The organism is Iningainema tapete BLCC-T55 (assembly GCF_014698965.1).
GTDB lineage: Bacteria > Cyanobacteriota > Cyanobacteriia > Cyanobacteriales > Nostocaceae > Iningainema > Iningainema tapete.
In genome coordinates this window covers 51,496-70,549 of record NZ_JACXAE010000064.1, presented here as the reverse complement: position 1 = coordinate 70,549, position 19,054 = coordinate 51,496, and the positions used below count along the sequence as shown (strand labels likewise).

Genomic DNA, 19,054 nt, shown 5'->3' with positions numbered 1-19,054 from the left:
CTGGGTTTTGCGCCTTTGAATGAAGCTCAGACACTTCGTTCATTAGTTCAGGTGGGGAATTAGTTCGATAGATAACACTAATGTTCTGCTGTGTCACTACATAACGAAGATAAACAAGGTAAAACCTTCTTTCCAAGAAAATCTACTTTAGATGATAACTTATGGCATCACATTGCATTTACATGGGATACAAAAAATATTCAAATATATATTGATGGAGAAAATAAAGAAATTCGATACGTTGGAGGCAAACAAAATTTTCAAGGAAATCTCGGTGAGTCTGGAAAAAGCCTAATTGTCGGTTGCAATCAGAATAGAAAAAATTATTTCAGCGGTTCTATTGCTGAACTTCGGATTTGGGGAGTAATCCGTACGCAAGAACAGATTAAAGCAAATATGTATCGACGGTTGAATAAAGATGAACAAGAAGGATTGAGATGTTACTGCCGATTTGAAGAAGGTAAAAGCTATAAGGTATATAACTTTGCTAAAAACGGTATATCTAGCCTTAGCTCTATAGAGCCTTTTATCTCAAATCCACAGGTTCAACCACAATTTGGTTTACAATTTAACGGCAGGAACGATTATATCAATTGTGGTGATGATGAAAGCTTGACAATTGAAGAAGCAATTACTTTGGAGGCATGGGTTAAAAATGATGAGCAAAATAGCGACGGAATGATTGTTAACCGAGGTGGTAGTTGGCAAGAAGAGGGTTATAGCCTATGGAGGCGCTTACAAAAAATTCGTGTGGAACTACAGAATCAAAGTGAAAAAATAATTGTTGATACTGTAGAAGACGCTTTAAATGATAAATTTTGGCATCACATTACCTTTACGTGGGATAAAAATTCACAAGATATTCAAATATATGTTGATGGTATAAAAAAAGAGATTAAGAAATTTTACGAACGTTCCCAATCTTTTAAAGGACCTATTGGCAAGCCTAAAGTAAGTTTAAATATTGGTCAAGCTCAGGGTTATGGAAATTATTTTAATGGTTCTATTGCCGAAGTCCGTCTTTGGAGAGTAGCTCGCACAGAAAATGAAATTCAGGAAAGTATGGCTCGCCTGTTAGAGGATAATGAGGAAGGATTAGTGGGTTACTGGCGACTTGATGAAGAAGAAGGAGACAGGGCAGCAAATAAGGTAAGCAAGAATATCTATGGGTTAGTTTACGGCGGAAAGTGGTTGAAGCCTTATAGCCGTCTTGCAGTTAATCAAAGTGCCTTCGGTGTTGCTTTTAGAACAAAAAGGTTAAGAGCTTCTCAGTATCCGGCTTTACCTTTACCATTTGGGTTACAATTTAATGAGGAAAATGATCGCGTTGATTGCGGTAGTGGTGATTTGAATACTCCTAAAGCAATTACTGTAGAGGCATGGGTTAAACACAAGTTTGGTAATTTTTTAATTGTGAGTAGAGGTGGCATCGTCAAGCACAATGGTAGTTTAGAAAAGGGCTACTCTCTATCTTGGGATAACGGAAAAATACGTGTTTGTCTTAGTGACGGCACTAGCGAAAGAGTAATCGTTTATTCTAGAGAGAATGCTCCTAGTAATCGCGTCTGGCATCACATCGCATTTACTTGGGAGCAAAGCTCACAAGAAATTGCTATATATATTGATGGTAGACGTCAAGATAGCATAGTTGAAGGAAAATCTAATGCTATTGTCTTTGAAGGGCAGAATAAGAGCATAGGACTGTTTGCTGGTACAGTTGATAATCCCGCAAATCTAATCATTGGTCAAAAAGAAGCAGAAGAAACTTATTATAATGTTGCAATTGCCGAAGTTCGTCTTTGGAATGTAGTTCGTACTCAGGATCAAATCAAAACAAATATGTCTTTTAGGTTAGACGTTGAGCAGGCAAAAAAAGAAGGGTTAGTTGGATACTGGCGACTTGATGACGGAGGCAAAGCTAATGATCTGGCACGAAATTATGTCTGTGCTCACAACCACGGTAAGGTTTATGGAGCAAAATGGTTTCCGGCATTAGACATCAACCGAATTTAATGCGTCAATTCAAATCCTTGTAGAGACGCGAGCAGACGAAGTTTCTACATTTATGATTGGAAATGTCTATTTACTAATTTCTGAAATCTCTCCTTGGACTCTTGAAGTAACTCTTATCAATCATGCAAGAGCAGAATAAATATGAAAAATGAGAAGATGAAAATTTTAATCCTAGCAGCGAATCCAATAAATACACACAAATTACGTCTGGATGAAGAAGTAAGAGAAATCTATGCAGCCTTAGAACGGGCAAAATTACGAGAAGAGTTTGAAATCATTCCCCAATTGGCAGTACGTTCTAATGATTTGTTACAGGCTCTAGTCAAGCATAAACCACAAATTATTCATTTTTCTGGGCATGGAGCAGGAAATGATGGTTTAGTTTTAGAAAATGACTCAGGACAAGCACAGCTTGTTAGTACACAAGTCCTAACCGATCTATTTAAACTATTTAAAAATAAAATACAGTGTGTTTTGCTCAATGCCTGCTATTCAGAAGCTCAAGCTGAGGCAATTCATCAACACATTGATTATGTGATTGGCATGAATCAGGCAATTGGCGATCGCGCTGCCATCAAGTTTGCAGAAGCATTTTACCAGGGACTAGGTAATGAACTATCAATTGAGGATGCCTGTGAACTAGGACGTATTGCCATTCAGCTTGCGGGCATTCCCGAAGTTCTCACTCCTATGCTCAAAAGTAGACCAAAATCTGCTGTTGAAAGTGCCATCAGTTCTCAGCAAGAACAATCTGAGGAGCGTACACCCTTCAGTAACTTGTTCAACATATCAAATAGTGATATTAAAAACGTTAGTGGTTCAGGAATAATCAATTACCATGAGTCCTCTTTGTAAATAAAATAGTAATAACTCAATTAAGTCTGATACAATCCTATGGCGGTTCGTCAAGAAACAATTTGGGAACGTTTTTTATCACCTGTAGTGCGTCTTTTGATTGATGAAGACTCATTGCGACGATACTACGAAAGTGTAGATTGGGAGAAACAAAGCGCCAGCTTCCGACGCGCTGACGTGGTAACACCAGCGTACTACAGCAGCCAAAACTTTCACGGTATTGAACGGGGGTATCTTAACTCCGGTGCAGCAGTTTCCTACGATCCCATTACCCAATACGTTTTACCACCAAACGAAACCTTAGTACGTCAGGCTTTGATTGATGCGGTCAAAGTACAGTCAAGACGTATACTAGACTTGGGTTGTGGTACAGGTTCCACAACACTGATGTTAAAGCAGGCTTTCCCTACTGCACAAGTGATTGGGTTGGACTTATCGCCTTATATGTTAGTAAGGGCAGAACATAAAGCTCAAAGTGCCAATTTAGATATACACTGGCGACATGGCAATGCTGAGAAAACAGGTTTTCCTGATACATATTTTGATCTAGTTACTGCCTCTTTGTTATTTCATGAAACACCAGTTGCTGTATCTGAAGCGATACTAAGGGAAAGTTTTAGGCTACTGGTTCCTGGTGGACAAGTTTTAATTCTCGATGGGAATCAAAAAACCCTACGTCAGTTAGATTGGCTCAATAATGTTTTTGAAGAACCTTACATTCGTGAATATTCTGCTGGTAGTTTGGATGCATGGATGGGTGCAGCCGGATTTGCCGCTGTACAAACTCAAGACGTGTGGTGGATAAATCAAGTTACAAGTGGTATTAAACCTATTATAACAGAAGATGTAAATGCTCAAAGAACTGTAAAATATCGCCAATCAAGCCCAACAGGTAGTAAAGTAGAGGATGATTTGCAAGGGTGGGATCCTCCAGTTGGCACATTGGCATGAGTTTAAAGGCAGTTTTATTTGATTTTAATGGCGTTATCATCAACGATGAGCCAATTCACGCACAACTCATCGAGGAAATTCTCCTTGAGGAAAATCTGACTCTGAAAAAGGGTGAGTATCGTAAATTTTGTTTAGGGCGTAGCGATCGCTCCTGTATGCGAGACTTATTAGCCTCGCGTGGGCGTGTAGTTAATGATACTTATTTAACTAAATTACTGAATCGTAAAGCTCAAGGTTATGCGCTACAACTAGAGAAGATAGAGAAACTGCCTTTGTATCCTGGTTTAGATGACTTGATATTTCAGATACAATCTCATGGTTTAAAGCTAGCGATCGTTAGTGGTGCAATTCGCTTAGAAATTGAATCGGTACTCAATCTTAGCAAACTAGCAGAACATTTTAAAGTTGTAGTAGCAGGTGATGAAATCATCACCTGTAAACCAGAACCAGATGGTTATCTGCTAGCAGTAGAACGCCTCAACCAAGAATACCCTGACCTAAATCTTAAACCACAAGAGTGTCTAGTAATAGAAGATACCCTTGCAGGTATACAAGCTGGGAAGAGAGCCAAAATGCAAGTAGTTGGCGTCGCCCACACCTACCCATTCCATATGCTTCAGCGCTGGAGCAACTGGACTATAGATTACCTCAGTGATTTAGAACTTGAACGAGTGCAGGAAGTTTATTCACAAAAAGACAAGCAACCAACTATGGAATGAAGATTACGCGGTTTTGAAAAAACGAATGATTTCCCTGACATGATCGAGAAATTGCCCATCGGTAGAAAGTTGGGCAACAGCATTTCGTGCTTCCCGCGCCAAACGTTCATGTTCATTTTGATTTGTGGCGCGTAGTTCTTCTAGACTAGCAGCAATACGTGCTAGTTGTTTGCGAGTTTCTTCTGTAAATTGTTGTTGGTTTGCTACTAAGGAGTAGGGTTGTTCGGGATTAAGTTGTTCTTCTATACGCTTGAAAGTTTCTTCTAAATTGTCGAAACGTTGGCGGAGTTCGACAACATCTTCGCGGGGGTACTTCCACTCCTGACGAATCATTGTTAGGCGGGCATATAAATATTCATAGGCGCTAATAGCTGGGCGTAGAGCAGTTAATAATAAAGCTGCACCGGAGGAGACGTAGCCCACGGCACTAATACCGGTGGCAGCGAGGATGTAAAGCCCCGCAGCTGAGAGTATGTGTAAGGCGATTGCCACTATCAGCGATCGCTTTGCCAAAATCTGAACATAATCTACTTGTTTTTCATCTACGGCAATGCCTTTTTCTTTTGATTGTACTCCTTCTGTTAAAACTTCTTTTGCTTGGAAATAGACGTTCCAAGGTACGGTGACTATTACTATTAGCCACCAGAAACTTGCGCCACCAATTACCCAGTCAAGAAAGTTACCTGCTGGTATGTGGAACCATTGTAGTGTGCTGAATGTCAGTAGCACTAAAAGTACAATTCCTATACTGGAACTGAATAATAGTTGGAAGTACATTTTGCCTTTGCTGTGAAGAAAGTTACTTCAATCATGGCTGCTTATCGGCAGTGAGGTGGATATGTTTGTGCTGGTTTCTATAGTTACACACTTCCCCTTCATTGAATTAAGTAACTACGCCAAAGTGGTTGAGTGTCTTGGCTTAATTCTTGCTGTAGTAATCGCCAGGTTTTACCTTCTTTTTGCAACTGTAAATATATGTCAAAGGGTTTTTGCGGTTGATTTAGGTGTTTTTTTGGTAAATTCATGGTCAAGTCGTAGGTTCCCTGTACGTGGAAAGTGGGTAAGTTTTCTCTGGTAAGGAGTTTTTGTGAGTTGATGGATAGGTGATTGATTTTGAATCCCTGAAAGTTTAAGTCTAGTTGTTGGTTGAGTTGCTGTTGGGTTTGTTCGAGTTGTAGTGCGATTGCTGAGCGCACTATCTGACGAGTTGGTGCTAGAACACTGTTTGTACATGCAGTTAGTAACCCAATCAGGATTAAGCTGATGATTAGCCGCATTATTATTACTCCTATATATGGAAACAGATATTATTAGTAGGTAAGCATAAATATAAAACTATGCCAAAAAAGACTATAGGTCTAGATCCACAGCTTTATGATTACCTCTTATCTGCTTCGTTACGGGAATCTGAGATTCTTCGTCAGTTACGGCAAGAAACGGCTAGTCATCCCGAGGCGATAATGCAGATTGCACCAGAGCAAGGACAGTTTATGGCGCTACTGGTGCAGCTAATTGGGGCGAAGAAAACGCTGGAAGTGGGAGTGTTTACAGGTTATAGTTCTTTGTCTGTGGCTTTGGCGCTTCCAGAGGATGGCAAAATTATCGCTCTTGATGTTAGTGAAGAGTATACTGCGATCGCTCGTCGTTATTGGCAACAAGCCGGAGTAGCCCAGAAAATTGATTTGCGACTGGCACGTGCTTTGCAATCTTTAGATCGACTTTTGGCGGATGGAGAAGCCGATTCTTTTGATTTTGCCTTTATCGATGCAGATAAAGAAAACTATGACGCTTATTACGAAAGATGTCTGCAATTGGTACGTCCCGGTGGTTTGATTGCTATTGATAATGTTTTAAGGGGTGGAAGTGTTGCAGATCCGCAAGTTCAAAATCAAAGCACCCAAGCTATTCGTGCTTTGAATGAAAAGTTACACCACGATCAAAGAGTAACTATCTCTCTTGTACCCATTGCTGATGGACTGACTTTAGCTCTTAAGCGACGTTAGGACTTTTTTGATACAAAACTTTTTAATTATTCCTTTGTTGTGTCCTGATCATCTGATACTTGCTCCGAAGAAGTATGTATTCAGCAAGACACTAGTTTGTGCTGTTTATAGATAATTTTTATACTCGTCAACAGATGTTTCTTTTTGTTATATCTGCTGTTTTGTGCTAACTAAATTTTTCTAATCCTATAAATTCAGTACTAACACATAGAAATAATCACCGTTATAACCTGGCAAAAGATTTTTATATAAAGCAAGAATAAAGTTTTAGGGAATCTCAAGTAATGTAATGGACATTTCCAAGTAAAGATACGTAAGATGTAAGAAACATGATAATACAAATAGATTTTTGATAATGGTGACTATCTTTACAAAGGCACGTAATAGAATTTTAAGTAATCTTTATAATCTTTCCTTCTTACAAAACTCAGCGGAGATTGCATATCAAACAGCAGTTAAAAAACATCTTAGTAACCTACCGATAATTTCTGCTACTGACAAAGTTTTAGTAGAGATAATTAGACGTGAAGGTATTGCTATTACTTCATTAGAGGCTTTGTCAATTCCCTCTACTGAACAAATGTTTCAAGCAGCAAAAAGCTTGATGGTAAAGCTACCAAGAAGTATTACAGGAGATAGAAATGAATTTATTGTTCATGCTACTCCTGAGCAAATGATGGAGTATCCAGAAATTTTTATCTGGGGACTTGAACAACGTTTACTTAATATTGTAGAAAATTACCTGAGTTTGCCTGTAGCCTATCATGGTGCTTACTTTCGTAGGGATATAGCCAATGAAGTCAAGCAGAAATCAAGGTTATGGCATATAGATAAGGAAGATCGAAAACTGCTGAAAATTATTATCTATCTCAATGACGTGAATAAGGATGGAGGTCCTTTTCAATATCTTCCCCAGTCTTTAACTTCAAAGGTAGCTCGCGCTTTGAAGTATAACTATACCTATATAGATGATCGCCAAATGTCTAAAGTTACCTCTCCATCAGACTGGCTATCTTGTACAGGCTCTGCTGGAACAGTAATTTTTGCAGGTACTGGCAGTATCTTCCATCGCGGAAAAATTCCTGTAACAAAAGACAGGTACACGATATTTTTTGATTACACTTCTAGGCAACCAAAACATCCTTTCTATTGCAAATCCTCTCTTCCTGAACAGGATTTACTGCTGTTAACGACAAAAATTGCTGAACATCAAAAGCAGTACATTTTTTGGCGCTAACAACTAGGTGCTACTTGAGGTAAAATAGTAATGCGATCCCAGCGATCGCAATCACTACACCTATAATTCCTCTCAGACTAACTTTCTCACCGATGGCAAGACTAATTGGGATCACAAACAGAGGGCTTGTTTGTAAAAGTGTAGTAGCGATTCCCACAGCAGTAAATTTAATTGCTACCTGTTGCAACCATATTCCCAAGAAAGTTCCACAGAAGGATGCAAACACAGCACTCAAAATTACTCGTGTTGATGGAGTTTGAATCCTAAGTTGTCCTTTGAAAGGTATCCAGATTAAGAGAATCAACACTGCGGCAATTAAACGTAATAAACCAGCCCACAAGGGGCTAATGTTAGTATTGGCGAGTGCGGCACGAGATAGAATTGCACCAATGGCGAGGCAGATTGTGGATAAAAGCGCAAAGCCGATTCCTCGCCATAAGTCGGTTGTGCTTTCACTTGTATTGGGAACCCGTTCCGTCACAACCCACGCGACTCCCAAAATAGTAAGTGCAATGCCACACCAAGCAACCAAGTTGAGCCGTTCTTGAAGAAAAATCTGCGCTAGAATTGCTGTCATGGGTGGGGCAAGGGTTTGGATTAGCAAGACACGACGCGCCCCAAGATTATTTATGGCAGCTAAGAAAGCTGTATCACCTAAACCAATGCCTACCACACCACTGAGCAGGAGTAGGCACGTGGGTAGAGGTGAGATATTAAAGAATTCGCCTCTAATGAGGATAGTGAGTAAAAGTAGAGCGATCGCAACTACTCCTTTAATCAAGTTTAGTTGCAGTGGTGGGATAGATCTGCCCAACCGACCGTAAATTGTAGAAGCTATAGCCCACAAACCAGCAGCAAGCATTGCCGCTATTTCACCCTGAAAATCGTTCATAAGAATTCATTAAGAATTGTTAAGAATATTATCTAACACTTTTCAATCAAAAAAACTTTTGAATAATTAATATAAATACCCTATAAAAACTTAGCACTCAATGCACTTTACTGCTAATTTTTTCCAGTTTAAAACTTAGCACTCACGCCGCTCAAGTGCTAATTAATTTCATAATCAATCAGCCTAATGAGAGTTGTTATACAGCTTTCTTTCAGTTGTAATTAAAACATTTTTTTAGCAATGATTTTTCCAAAAAACGAGGAGGAATGGGATGAAATACACGTTTGATATTGTTGGTGTATCTCATGTTTGGCAATTTTTACAAAAACCGGAAATTATTGGTGTGGAATATGTGGGCACACAAAAATGTACTCTAGATGCGATGCTTAAATCTGTGGAACCGATACCGCAAAAGTGGGGTTGGGATATGGATGAAGTTGTCGGGACGGTAATTGAGTTTTGGATGAAAAATTCAGAAAGTGTCCAATATTGGAAATCTCGTTTGCTGGATGCAGGTTACGATAATTTGCTCGTGGCGAGGGTAGCGGACATTCAGGCGTTACAAGCAGAATTTGAATCGTTACTGGGACGCGATCGCTAATACCCCAGATACTTGTACAGACGTTCCGGCGGAACGTCTCTACCACCCGTACAGACGAACGTCTGTACGTCTCTACCACGGAAAAAACTGAGAATCACCCCCTTGACAATAAGAAAATAATTTAGTATCAAGTAGGCAGCCTTAACAATGAAAAAAGGCGTTAGTAAATTCCTGCCAAGAACATCGCTAACGCCAGTCACTACTATTTTCATATAGATCCCAATTATGCCACAAAATACTCAATGTAAAGAATCCAAGTTAAAAACTCATGCTATCCCCTACAGAGAGCGCCTGAATACTTGGGCAGTTACTCGTATACTTCCTGATGAGCAACGGGTAATTGTAGCTCGATTCCGTAGTTTATCTGATGCAGAAGGACATTTGCGCCTGATGCGTCAGCTGACTCCTAACGCTCGCTTTGAATTAGGCGTTGATTGTCAAAGAGAAGAAGCAAACTAAAGTACTGGGCGAGCGCGAACTTGTGGGGAATTCAGGGTGCAATAACCCACAGTTCTGAGAGGATATTGATTTCGTGAAAAACTATTAAAGGACTATGGGCGAAATTAAAATCCTGCGGGATGTTTACTCCACTGTAGAGCAAGTGACGCGAACCATTCGCATCTTTACCCCCAATGCCTATCAACAGCAACCTGACAAAGCATTCCCGGTACTATATATGTTTGATGGGCAAAATGTTTTCTCGCACCCAGAATCAGCAGTCTACGACACCTGGTGTGCTAACACCACAATAGAGCAGTACTCGTTTGGGGGTGTGTATTTGGATTACGTTCCCGTGACACGAGACTTCTATCATCACATAAAGCAGCTTGGCTACAGCGACTACGAAGTCCACTTTAACTTAGCACAAGGGCAAACCCATCACGAAACCTCGTGGCAAAGACAGTTACCTGGCATCATGCGCTGGTTGCTAGAGTAACGCACCCTGCTATGGGTAGCTTTCTTAATTATTCTCAAGTTAGATGCAGTTCATGGCAGCAAAAGCAATCATAAGTTAAATGATTAATATAAGCGATTACAGCCATGAACCCACAAAAAACAACTGATTCTATCAAAGATAAGCTTCCCCTGACTCCTGCTGAAATTGAAGAAAATTCTTCCTCAGTACAACTTGGACTCGCTATTGCCATAGGAGTTTTCACAATTCTCTTTGTAGCTACAACAGCTTATTTCGGCTCTCCTTTTGGCTATAGGCTATTATTACCCCATTAACCAATAATCAAGGGCGTATCAACTTTGCTTCATCTTCAGGTAGATAACGCCCTTGTTCAGAGTACTCTTCTTGAATCATTTCAAAAACGCCTGTTATGGAAAATAGCGATAAATATCTTTACGGTGTAGCACCGGCTGAAAAGTCACTGTTTCACCATGAAATAAAATGCCGATACGATAATCGCCTATGCGAATTCGATATGCGTTTTCGTATCCCTTTAACTTTTTTAAATTCGTAATTTCTTCAAAAGTTGAGATACTCGGTATTTCTTCAAAGACTAGTGCTTTGATAGATTCAAAGTAAGGTGTACTTTTGAGAGCTTTGAGGTCTTTTATAAAACTAGGTAAATACTGGGTATTCACTCTTTTTCAAGTTCTGATAGTGCTTCATTAAGGCTCAGTGGTGTTTCGTCTTGTACTTCCTTAATGGCAAGGATTAGTCCTTCATCCTCAATGGCTGCCAAAAGACGTTGATAATCATTAAAATCTATGACAACTTTCCGGATGTTACCTTGAGTGTCAGTAATAAGTTCCCTAGCAAATGGATATTTGTCTGTTTTCATCGTCATACCATTTCATTCTCTAAACACAAAGCCACACAGTAATCTGCATGTCTACAACCATTGTAATATCTAAAAAAGCAACATTTTTCTTGCTCCCAAAATAGGAACAATTCTCCGTTGCTCCTCAACTTCACGAATATATAACCGATGATCACCTTTTACCTCTCTATAAAATGAGCAATCACCTTTGTCCAAATGCTTTATTAGCTCTTTTGGTTTGAGAGAAGGAATATTTTTAGGCATAAATCTTCCTTAATTCATATATAAGATTACTATTTGATTTTTGAAATACACGTAGGCAGGGCTATGCCGCACATATCTAGGTTTTGGTGGGCGATGTCCACCCTACACATACGTAGATTTGTTCAAAAATCAAACCGGATTCCTATATTTCAGTATTTTGTTCCTTATCCTCTAACATCAAAAATTCATGAAGTTCCTCTAGAGAAATAGGAGAGCTATAAATGTTCTTTTCTCTTTCATAAACTAACATAAAAGACTCAATTGCATCTTTGAGTTTGCTAATTGCATTTTCTGGAGTGTTTCCCTGTCCTACAATTCCATTCTCTAAACACAAAGCCACCCAATAAAGAGCGCTTTGTCTTAGTACTAGTATGTAAAAATCCATTGGTGTTCACCTGCTAATGTCATGGTATAAGTAGGGTATTGGAGTATATTATTCCATTAACCAATGCATCAATTTCTAAGTAATCCATTCTTTATTGGTCTTATTCTATTTATCATTAGTTAACTGGTTATAAAGCAAGTCTATACCTGTCACTACGCACTCATTAATTTTTTCTGCCATGCCCAATTCCTCAAGCTTATAAGATATTTCAGCGGCTAATGTCAATTTTTTTGTTAATGCTTTACGGTGACTAGGCTTTGTAATTTGCTGATGAGTATCTTCGTATTTGTTATTAGCTTGCCTATAAATTTCCAGCTTTTTGCCAATTGCTTAATATCTTTTATACCTATAATATACATAACTAATTGCTGTTTCCAATAAAACTTCTACAGATAGTGTAAGCGCTGAAGTCAGTTCCACGATCATATTTCGTTGAGCCTCAGTGAATTCGAGAGTAATCTCTACTTCTGGTTCAACTTCAGCAGCATGACGTTTACCCTCAACAATAGCTTGCTCAACCTGAAAATCCTGATATTGATTTTCTTTGCTACTTACTGACATATTGAGCATTACCAATAATTACTTGAACAGTGTTTTGCAGAGGACTTTCAATATCTAAAACAACGCGATCGTATTGTTATGGCTTTGCCAAACCCTTAATTGACTTGCGGTCTTTGTTAAAAATAACTGTTCTATTACCCTCAGTATCTAGGTCTTGCGACTTATCTAGAGTTCGACCAGTGTAGAATTGCCAAAAGTCTGCTTGATCATCACAATCTATTAAAAGGGTTCTGTTTAACTGAGATATCAAGACACGTGCAGCATGGACAGCTAAGGTTGTTTTACCCACTCCTCCATCATTGTGAGTGCAAAGAATTATCAATTTATGCCTCTATTCCTAAGCTTTGTTACTAAACCATTGTAATACTATCCTACTCATAAAATGGTTTATATAGATATGGGATAATCATAAGAGTGCCTTACGAAGAATTTCGGCGGTTTCTGTTTGCTCTTGTTCGTCTCCCTCTTGTTCCCATTTGTTGAGCAGTTCGCTCAAAGCTTTCTGTCGCGCCGCTTTTACTACTGGATCGGGATTCTTCAGTTCATCCATAGCTTTTGACCAAGCATCTACTGGCTTAGTATTCATTGTCACGCTTTCACGATACACACGAATGATCTGAAGTAAGTTCGACCAGTATTGTTTGGGAATTTTATCAATTTCAAGAACTATCCAGGCGAGAGATTCTTGGGGGGAATTGCTTTCTTGAACTGGCTCAGACATATTTTCTCCCATTCTTGTGTTCATAGTTGCTGAGGTGAAGGTGGGCATTGCCCACCCTACTTTATTACTAGATTGAAGCCCGCGCAGGCGGGCTTTGTTCTTATAGCCCCACCCTTCTAGGGTGTGGGCTGTGGGCGAACGGGCACATATACGAACAATTATTTACTTACCTGCCCCAGTAGGTATACCCAAAATATCTTCAATCTTGGGCATTTGTTCCAACGGAATCACACGTCCCTCATCCTCAAAACCAGAGATTTGATCGAAGTTCAAATACCGATACAAATCATCAGCAAAAGGATGAATCTTATTCGCCACAATATCCAGATATTCCTGCACAGTGGGAATACGTCCTAACAGCGCACAAACTGCTGCTAATTCCGCAGAACCAAGGTAAACTCGCGCATCTTTACCCATGCGATTATTGAAGTTACGGGTAGAAGTCGAAAACACTGTTGTACCATCTTCAACTCGCGCTTGATTACCCATACACAAACTGCAACCAGGCATTTCTGTTCTAGCACCAGCAGCACCAAAAATGCCATACACACCTTCTTGTTTGAGCTGTTGTTCATCCATGCGCGTAGGTGGGCAAATCCATAGACGAGTATGTACTGCACCCGCACCTTCTAACACCTTCGCAGTAGCACGGTAATGCCCAATATTCGTCATACAAGAACCAACAAATACTTCCTGTACTGCATCGTTAGCAACTTCCGATAATAATTTAATATTATCAGGGTCATTGGGAGCAGCCACAATTGGTTCAGTGATTTCATTCAAATCAATTTCAATGATTTCGGCATACTCCGCATCCGCATCAGCTTCCAACAAGACGGGATTTGCTAACCACTCTTCCATCTTGGCAACGCGGCGCATAATAGTACGGGCATCTTGATAACCCCGAGCTACCATGTTTTTCAACAGCGCCACGTTAGAGCGCAGATACTCTGATACCGTCTCAATACTGAGCTTAATAGTACAACCCGCACAGGAACGTTCGGCAGTAGCATCAGTAAGTTCAAAAGCTTGCTCAACTTTTAAATCTGGCAAGCCTTCGATCTCCATAATCCGCCCAGCAAAGACATTTTTCTTGTTCTGCTTCTCTACCGTCAGCAAACCTTTTTGAATTGCTACGTAAGGTATGGCATTAACAATATCTCGCAGGGTAATACCAGGTTGCAATTGCCCTTTAAATCTTACCAACACCGACTCTGGCATATCCAAAGGCATCACACCCAACGCCGCAGCAAACGCCACTAACCCGGAACCTGCGGGGAAAGAGATTCCTAAGGGGAAGCGAGTATGAGAATCTCCACCAGTTCCCACAGTGTCTGGTAGCAGCATCCGGTTCAACCAAGAGTGGATGATACCATCTCCCGGACGTAGAGCAACACCACCGCGAGAAGCAAAGAAGTCTGGTAGTTCTTTGTGAGTTTTGATATCTACTGGTTTGGGATAAGCAGCAGTGTGACAAAAACTCTGCATCACCAAGTCAGCAGAGAAGCCCAGACAAGCAAGTTCTTTCAACTCATCGCGGGTCATGGGTCCTGTGGTATCCTGAGAACCAACTGTTGTCATGTTTGGTTCGCAAGATGTACCTGGGCGTACACCAGGTAATCCGCAAGCTTTTCCTACTATTTTCTGTGCCAGAGTGTAACTAACCCCCCCTGTATCCCCCCCGATTTCGGGGGAGACTGAAGGGGGGGTAGGGCGAGTAAATAAAGTGCTGAGTTCTAAACCAAGTGCAAGCCTTGTTTTATCGGTGAGGGTACGTCCAATCAGCAGGGGAATACGTCCACCTGCACGCACTTCATCGAGAATTGTATCTGGTTTTAAGGTGAAGGTGGAAATAACTTCGCCTGCTTCGTTGGTGATTTCGCCTCTGTAGGGGTAGATGGTAATTACCATGCCAGTTTCCATCTTGCTGACATCACATTGAATGGGTAAAGCACCAGCGTCTTCAGCAGTGTTGAAAAAGATGGGGGCAATTGTTCCACCTAAAATATATCCACCTGCTCGCTTGTTGGGAACATAGGGAATATCATGTCCTGTGTGCCACAATACAGAGTTAATCGCAGATTTACGGGAAGAACCAGTACCGACTACATCCCCTACGTAAGCAACGGGATACCCTTTTTTCTTTAACTCGGCAATGGTTTCCAACGCCCCAGGCATCCGCGATTCTAACATTGCTAAGGCATGTAAGGGAATGTCGGGGCGTGTAGTAGCGTGAACTGCTGGGGATAAGTCGTCGGTATTCGTCTCACCTGGTACTTTGAAGACAGTGACGTTGATGTATTCTGGTACTTGTGGACGGATGGTGAACCACTCGGCGTCTGCCCAAGAGTCGATTACTCGTTTGGCGAAGGGGTTGGTTTTGGATAATTCTAAGACATCGTGGAAGGCGTCGTACACCAGCAGGTTTTTGCTCAAGGCGGCGGCGGCGTATGCTGCTATGGGTTCTTTTCCTTGTGCGCCCATTACCAATGGTGTTTCAGAAGATGTTGAGACGGATACGGTGGGAAATTGCAGCAGTTCGATTAAGGATTCGACGTTGTAGCCACCCACCATTGTACCCAGCATTTGCACTGCTTCTATGGGTGAAATTAAGGGACTGGTGATTTCTTCTTTGGCGATGGCGGTGAGAAATCCTGCTTTGACGTATGCGGCTGGATCTACTCCAGGAGAGACGCGATCGCGCAATAATTCTAGTAATGTCTGTTCTTCACCTGCTGGCGGATTTTTTAGTAATTCACACAGTTGTGATGTTTGGTTTGCATCTAACGGTAAGGGAGGAATTTGTAGTGCGGCTCTTTGTGCAACGTGTTGGCGGTATGATTCGAGCATTATCTTCTCCGATTTTCAGTAAAAGGCAGGAGGCAGCTATGCTACTATGCTGTTATTTTCCCTCTGCTGTCTGCCTTCGTTAAGTTTTTTATCGAGCTAGGACCTATAATTATCAATGTATCGCGCCCAGGCTGGTTAAGCTATATTAAGCAAATCTTTTATTTGCTTTTTTTAAAAGAGTTGTTTGCCTTTTCTAGGGTAAAATAAACAACTTGACCATTGAAGCAAGTTTTTTGTATATGTCTAAAATATACACTGTGGAAATTATCCACCAAGGTAAAACTCACTCTTTACAAGTCCCGGAAAATGAAACTATCTTGTCAGTAGCTGATGCGGCTGGTTTGGAGTTGCCTAGCTCTTGTCATGCAGGTGTTTGCACTACTTGCGCTGGTCAAATTATTTCTGGTTCTGTGGATCAAAGTGATGGGATGGGTGTTAGTCCAGATTTACAAACACAAGGTTATGTTTTGCTTTGTGTTGCTTATCCCCGATCTGATTTGAAAGTTGAGACGGAAAAGGAAGATACTGTTTATCAGTTACAGTTTGGGAAGTAGCCTGGGGTTTAAACCCCAGGAAAACAAGAAAGAAAATAAAGGAATGACTACTCATTTTATTACTGCGGAGGTTGATTTGCAGGAAACTCAGAAGGAATTGCAACAAGCTATTACATCTGAGTTGACGAAATGGGGAGAACCTCTACGTTGGGCAATTACCTCTGTGGATGTAGAAAAGCAAACGTGTACTGTGGAAGCCGTTGTCACGGCTGATAGCTAATTGCTAATTGCTAATAGCTAATTGTTTGTTGCCATTAGCAATTAACCATTAGCAACTTTAACGAGTTACTTTTTTTCAAATTAGAACGTGCGTCCATATACTGCTATTTTAATTGTTCCTACTGGTATTGGGGCGGCGATTGGGGGTTATGCCGGAGATGCAATACCAGTGGCTAAGGCTATGGCACAGGTTTGCGATCGCCTGATTACTCATCCTAATGTGCTTAATGGTGCTAGTTTATACTGGAATCTGCCCAATACTTTTTATGTTGAAGGTTACGGATTAAACCAATTTGCCTCCGGAAGTTGGGGTTTGCGTCCAGTACATCAAAATCGGATCGGTTTACTATTAGACAAAGGAATTGAACCAGAGTTGCGCCTGCGACACCTACAAGCAGCAGATGCCGCGAAAGCGACTTTGGGATTATCTCTAACTGATTATGTCGTAACAGATACGGATTTAAATGTAGAATTACGTACAACAGAAACAGGAACAAGTTGGGGAACAATTGGCAATCCAGATAGTTTATTACGGGCGGCAGAGGTATTGATTAAAAGTGCAAGGGCAGAAGTGATCGCAGTTGTGGCTCGTTTCCCTGATAATGTTGATTTGTTGGCTGAACAAAACTACCGTCAAGGTAAAGGAGTCGATCCGATTGGTGGGGCAGAAGCTGTAATTAGCCATTTGGTAGTAAGAACTTTTCAAATACCATGCGCCCATTCACCTGCTATTTCTCCCATGCCTTGCGCTCCAGATTTATCTCCACGTGCAGCAGCCGAAGAATTAGGCTATACTTTTTTACCATGTGTACTTGTCGGTTTGAGCCGCGCACCCCAATTTATGATCGGACACCATGAATTGCCACAACCGTTTGATATTTGGGCGAATCAAGTTGATGCGGCGATCGTTCCTTACTCAGCTTGTGGTAGTAGCGCTGTGCTAAGTTTAAGTCATAAAAAATGCCAGATCATCACTGTACAAGAAAATCAAACTCAAATACAAGTTCCTCCCCAACCTTTAGGGATAAAATCAATACAGGTGAACTCTTACCTAGAAGCACTGGGTGTATTGGTGGCTCATAAAGCAGGCATTAACCCATCCGCTCTTAGCCCCCAAATTTCACCTTTACAATCCTTAATAATTAATTACTAGCCGTACAGACGTTCCGGCGGAACGTCTCTACACCCTCCCCTTTAACCCCTTTCTCCTAAAATCCCGTGACGCAACAGCAAAACCAACCAGAAATTCCATACCTATCACGCACCCAAGTACTGGTAGCGATGGGAATAACTGCAATTATTTTGTGGTTAGTCGCTAAACTTTGGTTACGAGTTGGCAATTTTGCCCTCATGTCTTGGCATTGGGATGAAAGAGATTTTTTGATTGGAATCGGCTTAGGGTTAACAATCACTGGCATGAGCGGCTTGGCTTATCAACTTTTCCCTCATTACCGTAGAAATGCCAATTATTACCTAGAAATGGTGCTGAAGCCTTTGATCCTACCAGACTTAATCTGGTTAGGGCTACTACCTGGATTAAGTGAAGAGTTGTTATTTAGAGGTGTCATGCTCCCAGCCTTGGGATACGATCACTTCGCTGTGATCATCTCTAGCATTTGCTTTGGTGTATTGCACTTGAGTGGTGCTCAACAATGGGCTTATGTAGTGTGGGCAACTATTGTTGGCATAGTTCTAGGTTATAGCGCTATCTTGAGCAACAACTTGTTAGTCCCAATAGTTGCTCATATTTTGACAAATTTGATTTCCAGCTATATGTGGAAAGTTGGGCAATCCTCAGCTATTAAGAATTAAAGCTTTCGGCAAAAAGAGCGATCGCCTGTGGTAAAATTTTGTGTTCTTGAACTTGAATTCTGGCATGGAGAGTTTCTGGTGTATCATTAGCTAACACTGGCACTGCAGCTTGCATCAAGATTTGACCACTATCCATTTCTAAACAAACTAAATGCACTGTACAACCAGTGATTTTAACACCAGTTAACAAAGCTTGTTCCACGGCACGGGAACCTTTAAAACTAGGTAACAAACTAGGGTGGAGATTAATAATTTTGTTGGGAAAAGCATCGATTAAAACTGATGACACTAGTCGCATCCAACCAGCCATCACTACCAATTCCACATCATACTGTTGTAAAGTTTTTACAATTTGCCGATCCAAATCTTCGCGGCTATTATAGTCACGGTGGTTTAACAAAACAGATGGAATCCCCCAGTTAGCAGCGCGTACTGGAGCGTAAACCTCTGGATTGTTATATACTAAAACTTGAATTTGAGCGTTAAGTTTTTCATCTTTGATTGCTTGGGCAATTGCCTCAAAATTGCTACCATTGCCAGAAGCCATGATTCCTAATTTTAAAGGAGTACCAGGACAAAAAGTGGGATCAATGCTGGGAGAAACTAAGCAAACGGTAGAATCAAGGCGAGGAGTCATAAAAGTAC

At 40.8% G+C, this 19,054-nt stretch carries 27 protein-coding genes; 14 read left to right on the top strand and 13 right to left on the bottom strand.

What is annotated here, in order from left to right; translation table 11 throughout:
* Window positions 1-90: 90 nt before the first annotated feature.
* From ICL16_RS19190 to ICL16_RS19175, 4 genes are all read left to right on the top strand, one after another.
* Complete coding sequence (locus ICL16_RS19190) at window positions 91-2,013, top strand: LamG-like jellyroll fold domain-containing protein (RefSeq protein WP_190830769.1); 1,923 nt, start codon at window positions 91-93, stop codon at window positions 2,011-2,013.
* Window positions 2,014-2,154: 141 nt separating this feature from the next.
* Window positions 2,155-2,868 carry a CHAT domain-containing protein gene (locus ICL16_RS19185; protein WP_190830767.1) on the top strand — a complete coding sequence of 238 codons (714 nt, stop codon included), beginning with the start codon at window positions 2,155-2,157 and terminating at the stop codon, window positions 2,866-2,868.
* 39 nt (window positions 2,869-2,907) lie between these two features.
* Window positions 2,908-3,819 carry a class I SAM-dependent methyltransferase gene (locus tag ICL16_RS19180; RefSeq protein WP_190830765.1) on the top strand — a complete coding sequence of 304 codons (912 nt, stop codon included), beginning with the start codon at window positions 2,908-2,910 and terminating at the stop codon, window positions 3,817-3,819.
* Window positions 3,816-4,538, top strand: coding sequence for an HAD family hydrolase (locus ICL16_RS19175; protein WP_190830874.1), 723 nt, complete (start codon window positions 3,816-3,818; stop codon window positions 4,536-4,538). Before ICL16_RS19180 ends, ICL16_RS19175 begins: the two co-directional genes overlap by 4 nt.
* Before the next feature lie 3 nt (window positions 4,539-4,541).
* On the opposite strand, the gene ICL16_RS19170 is transcribed toward ICL16_RS19175, so the two are convergent.
* Both ICL16_RS19170 and ICL16_RS19165 read right to left on the bottom strand, forming a co-directional pair.
* Window positions 4,542-5,315 carry a hypothetical protein gene (locus tag ICL16_RS19170; RefSeq protein ID WP_190830763.1) on the bottom strand — a complete coding sequence of 258 codons (774 nt, stop codon included), beginning with the start codon at window positions 5,313-5,315 and terminating at the stop codon, window positions 4,542-4,544.
* Window positions 5,316-5,413: 98 nt separating this feature from the next.
* The gene (locus tag ICL16_RS19165; protein WP_190830761.1) at window positions 5,414-5,815 is read right to left on the bottom strand and encodes a hypothetical protein; all 402 of its coding nucleotides are present in this window, start codon (window positions 5,813-5,815) and stop codon (window positions 5,414-5,416) included.
* Between the two features lie 60 nt (window positions 5,816-5,875).
* On the opposite strand from ICL16_RS19165, the gene ICL16_RS19160 reads away from it, so the two are divergent.
* Window positions 5,876-6,541 carry a class I SAM-dependent methyltransferase gene (locus ICL16_RS19160; RefSeq protein ID WP_190830759.1) on the top strand — a complete coding sequence of 222 codons (666 nt, stop codon included), beginning with the start codon at window positions 5,876-5,878 and terminating at the stop codon, window positions 6,539-6,541.
* Between the two features lie 355 nt (window positions 6,542-6,896).
* Window positions 6,897-7,778 carry a phytanoyl-CoA dioxygenase family protein gene (locus tag ICL16_RS19155; RefSeq protein ID WP_190830757.1) on the top strand — a complete coding sequence of 294 codons (882 nt, stop codon included), beginning with the start codon at window positions 6,897-6,899 and terminating at the stop codon, window positions 7,776-7,778.
* 10 nt (window positions 7,779-7,788) lie between these two features.
* Here ICL16_RS19155 and ICL16_RS19150 read toward each other — a convergent pair whose 3' ends face one another.
* On the bottom strand, window positions 7,789-8,670 hold the full coding sequence (locus ICL16_RS19150) for a DMT family transporter (RefSeq protein ID WP_190830755.1): 882 nt from the start codon (window positions 8,668-8,670) through the stop codon (window positions 7,789-7,791).
* 271 nt (window positions 8,671-8,941) lie between these two features.
* Here ICL16_RS19150 and ICL16_RS19145 point away from each other — a divergent pair, with 271 nt between their 5' ends.
* Complete coding sequence (locus ICL16_RS19145; RefSeq protein WP_190830753.1) at window positions 8,942-9,271, top strand: hypothetical protein; 330 nt, start codon at window positions 8,942-8,944, stop codon at window positions 9,269-9,271.
* On the opposite strand, the gene ICL16_RS19140 is transcribed toward ICL16_RS19145, so the two are convergent.
* Window positions 9,268-9,483, bottom strand: coding sequence for a hypothetical protein (locus tag ICL16_RS19140; protein WP_190830751.1), 216 nt, complete (start codon window positions 9,481-9,483; stop codon window positions 9,268-9,270). The genes ICL16_RS19145 and ICL16_RS19140 overlap by 4 nt on opposite strands.
* A gap of 13 nt (window positions 9,484-9,496) precedes the next feature.
* Between ICL16_RS19140 and ICL16_RS19135 the strand changes: the two genes are divergently transcribed.
* The 3 genes from ICL16_RS19135 (at window position 9,497) to ICL16_RS19125 (ending at window position 10,501) form a co-directional block, all read left to right on the top strand.
* Entirely contained in the window at window positions 9,497-9,730 is a 234-nt protein-coding gene (locus tag ICL16_RS19135) for a hypothetical protein (RefSeq protein ID WP_190830749.1), read from the top strand.
* A gap of 94 nt (window positions 9,731-9,824) precedes the next feature.
* A complete protein-coding gene (locus ICL16_RS19130; protein WP_190830747.1) occupies window positions 9,825-10,208 on the top strand; it encodes an alpha/beta hydrolase in 384 nt (127 codons plus the stop codon).
* Window positions 10,209-10,312: 104 nt separating this feature from the next.
* Window positions 10,313-10,501 carry a hypothetical protein gene (locus tag ICL16_RS19125; protein WP_190830745.1) on the top strand — a complete coding sequence of 63 codons (189 nt, stop codon included), beginning with the start codon at window positions 10,313-10,315 and terminating at the stop codon, window positions 10,499-10,501.
* A 93-nt stretch (window positions 10,502-10,594) separates the two neighbouring features.
* Here ICL16_RS19125 and ICL16_RS19120 read toward each other — a convergent pair whose 3' ends face one another.
* The 8 genes from ICL16_RS19120 to acnB form a co-directional block, all read right to left on the bottom strand.
* Complete coding sequence (locus ICL16_RS19120) at window positions 10,595-10,864, bottom strand: type II toxin-antitoxin system RelE/ParE family toxin (protein ID WP_190830743.1); 270 nt, start codon at window positions 10,862-10,864, stop codon at window positions 10,595-10,597.
* A complete protein-coding gene (locus tag ICL16_RS19115; RefSeq protein WP_238360837.1) occupies window positions 10,861-11,070 on the bottom strand; it encodes a hypothetical protein in 210 nt (69 codons plus the stop codon). The genes ICL16_RS19120 and ICL16_RS19115 overlap by 4 nt, the downstream gene beginning before the upstream one ends.
* A gap of 63 nt (window positions 11,071-11,133) precedes the next feature.
* Window positions 11,134-11,307, bottom strand: coding sequence for a type II toxin-antitoxin system HicA family toxin (locus tag ICL16_RS19110; protein WP_202895617.1), 174 nt, complete (start codon window positions 11,305-11,307; stop codon window positions 11,134-11,136).
* Window positions 11,308-11,449: 142 nt separating this feature from the next.
* Window positions 11,450-11,692 carry a type II toxin-antitoxin system HicB family antitoxin gene (locus ICL16_RS19105; protein ID WP_190830741.1) on the bottom strand — a complete coding sequence of 81 codons (243 nt, stop codon included), beginning with the start codon at window positions 11,690-11,692 and terminating at the stop codon, window positions 11,450-11,452.
* Between the two features lie 330 nt (window positions 11,693-12,022).
* Window positions 12,023-12,253, bottom strand: coding sequence for a hypothetical protein (locus ICL16_RS19100; RefSeq protein WP_190830739.1), 231 nt, complete (start codon window positions 12,251-12,253; stop codon window positions 12,023-12,025).
* 76 nt (window positions 12,254-12,329) lie between these two features.
* On the bottom strand, window positions 12,330-12,575 hold the full coding sequence (locus ICL16_RS19095) for an AAA family ATPase (protein WP_238360836.1): 246 nt from the start codon (window positions 12,573-12,575) through the stop codon (window positions 12,330-12,332).
* A gap of 84 nt (window positions 12,576-12,659) precedes the next feature.
* Window positions 12,660-12,998 (bottom strand): hypothetical protein, encoded by a 339-nt coding sequence (locus tag ICL16_RS19090; protein WP_238360835.1) that lies wholly within the window; start codon window positions 12,996-12,998, stop codon window positions 12,660-12,662.
* Between the two features lie 138 nt (window positions 12,999-13,136).
* Window positions 13,137-15,824, bottom strand: coding sequence for a bifunctional aconitate hydratase 2/2-methylisocitrate dehydratase (acnB, locus tag ICL16_RS19085; RefSeq protein ID WP_190830737.1), 2,688 nt, complete (start codon window positions 15,822-15,824; stop codon window positions 13,137-13,139).
* 239 nt (window positions 15,825-16,063) lie between these two features.
* Between acnB and ICL16_RS19080 the strand changes: the two genes are divergently transcribed.
* From ICL16_RS19080 to ICL16_RS19065, 4 genes are all read left to right on the top strand, one after another.
* Window positions 16,064-16,378, top strand: a complete 315-nt coding sequence (locus ICL16_RS19080; protein ID WP_190830735.1) for a 2Fe-2S iron-sulfur cluster-binding protein — start codon at window positions 16,064-16,066, stop codon at window positions 16,376-16,378.
* Between the two features lie 43 nt (window positions 16,379-16,421).
* A complete protein-coding gene (locus tag ICL16_RS19075; protein ID WP_190830733.1) occupies window positions 16,422-16,598 on the top strand; it encodes a hypothetical protein in 177 nt (58 codons plus the stop codon).
* Between the two features lie 87 nt (window positions 16,599-16,685).
* Window positions 16,686-17,750, top strand: coding sequence for a DUF3326 domain-containing protein (locus tag ICL16_RS19070; RefSeq protein WP_190830730.1), 1,065 nt, complete (start codon window positions 16,686-16,688; stop codon window positions 17,748-17,750).
* Window positions 17,751-17,815: 65 nt separating this feature from the next.
* Window positions 17,816-18,409 carry a CPBP family intramembrane glutamic endopeptidase gene (locus ICL16_RS19065; RefSeq protein ID WP_337907084.1) on the top strand — a complete coding sequence of 198 codons (594 nt, stop codon included), beginning with the start codon at window positions 17,816-17,818 and terminating at the stop codon, window positions 18,407-18,409.
* Here the strand turns inward: ICL16_RS19065 and purN are convergent.
* Entirely contained in the window at window positions 18,399-19,046 is a 648-nt protein-coding gene (gene purN, locus ICL16_RS19060; protein WP_190830727.1) for a phosphoribosylglycinamide formyltransferase, read from the bottom strand. The genes ICL16_RS19065 and purN overlap by 11 nt on opposite strands.
* Between the last annotated feature and the right edge of the window lie 8 nt (window positions 19,047-19,054).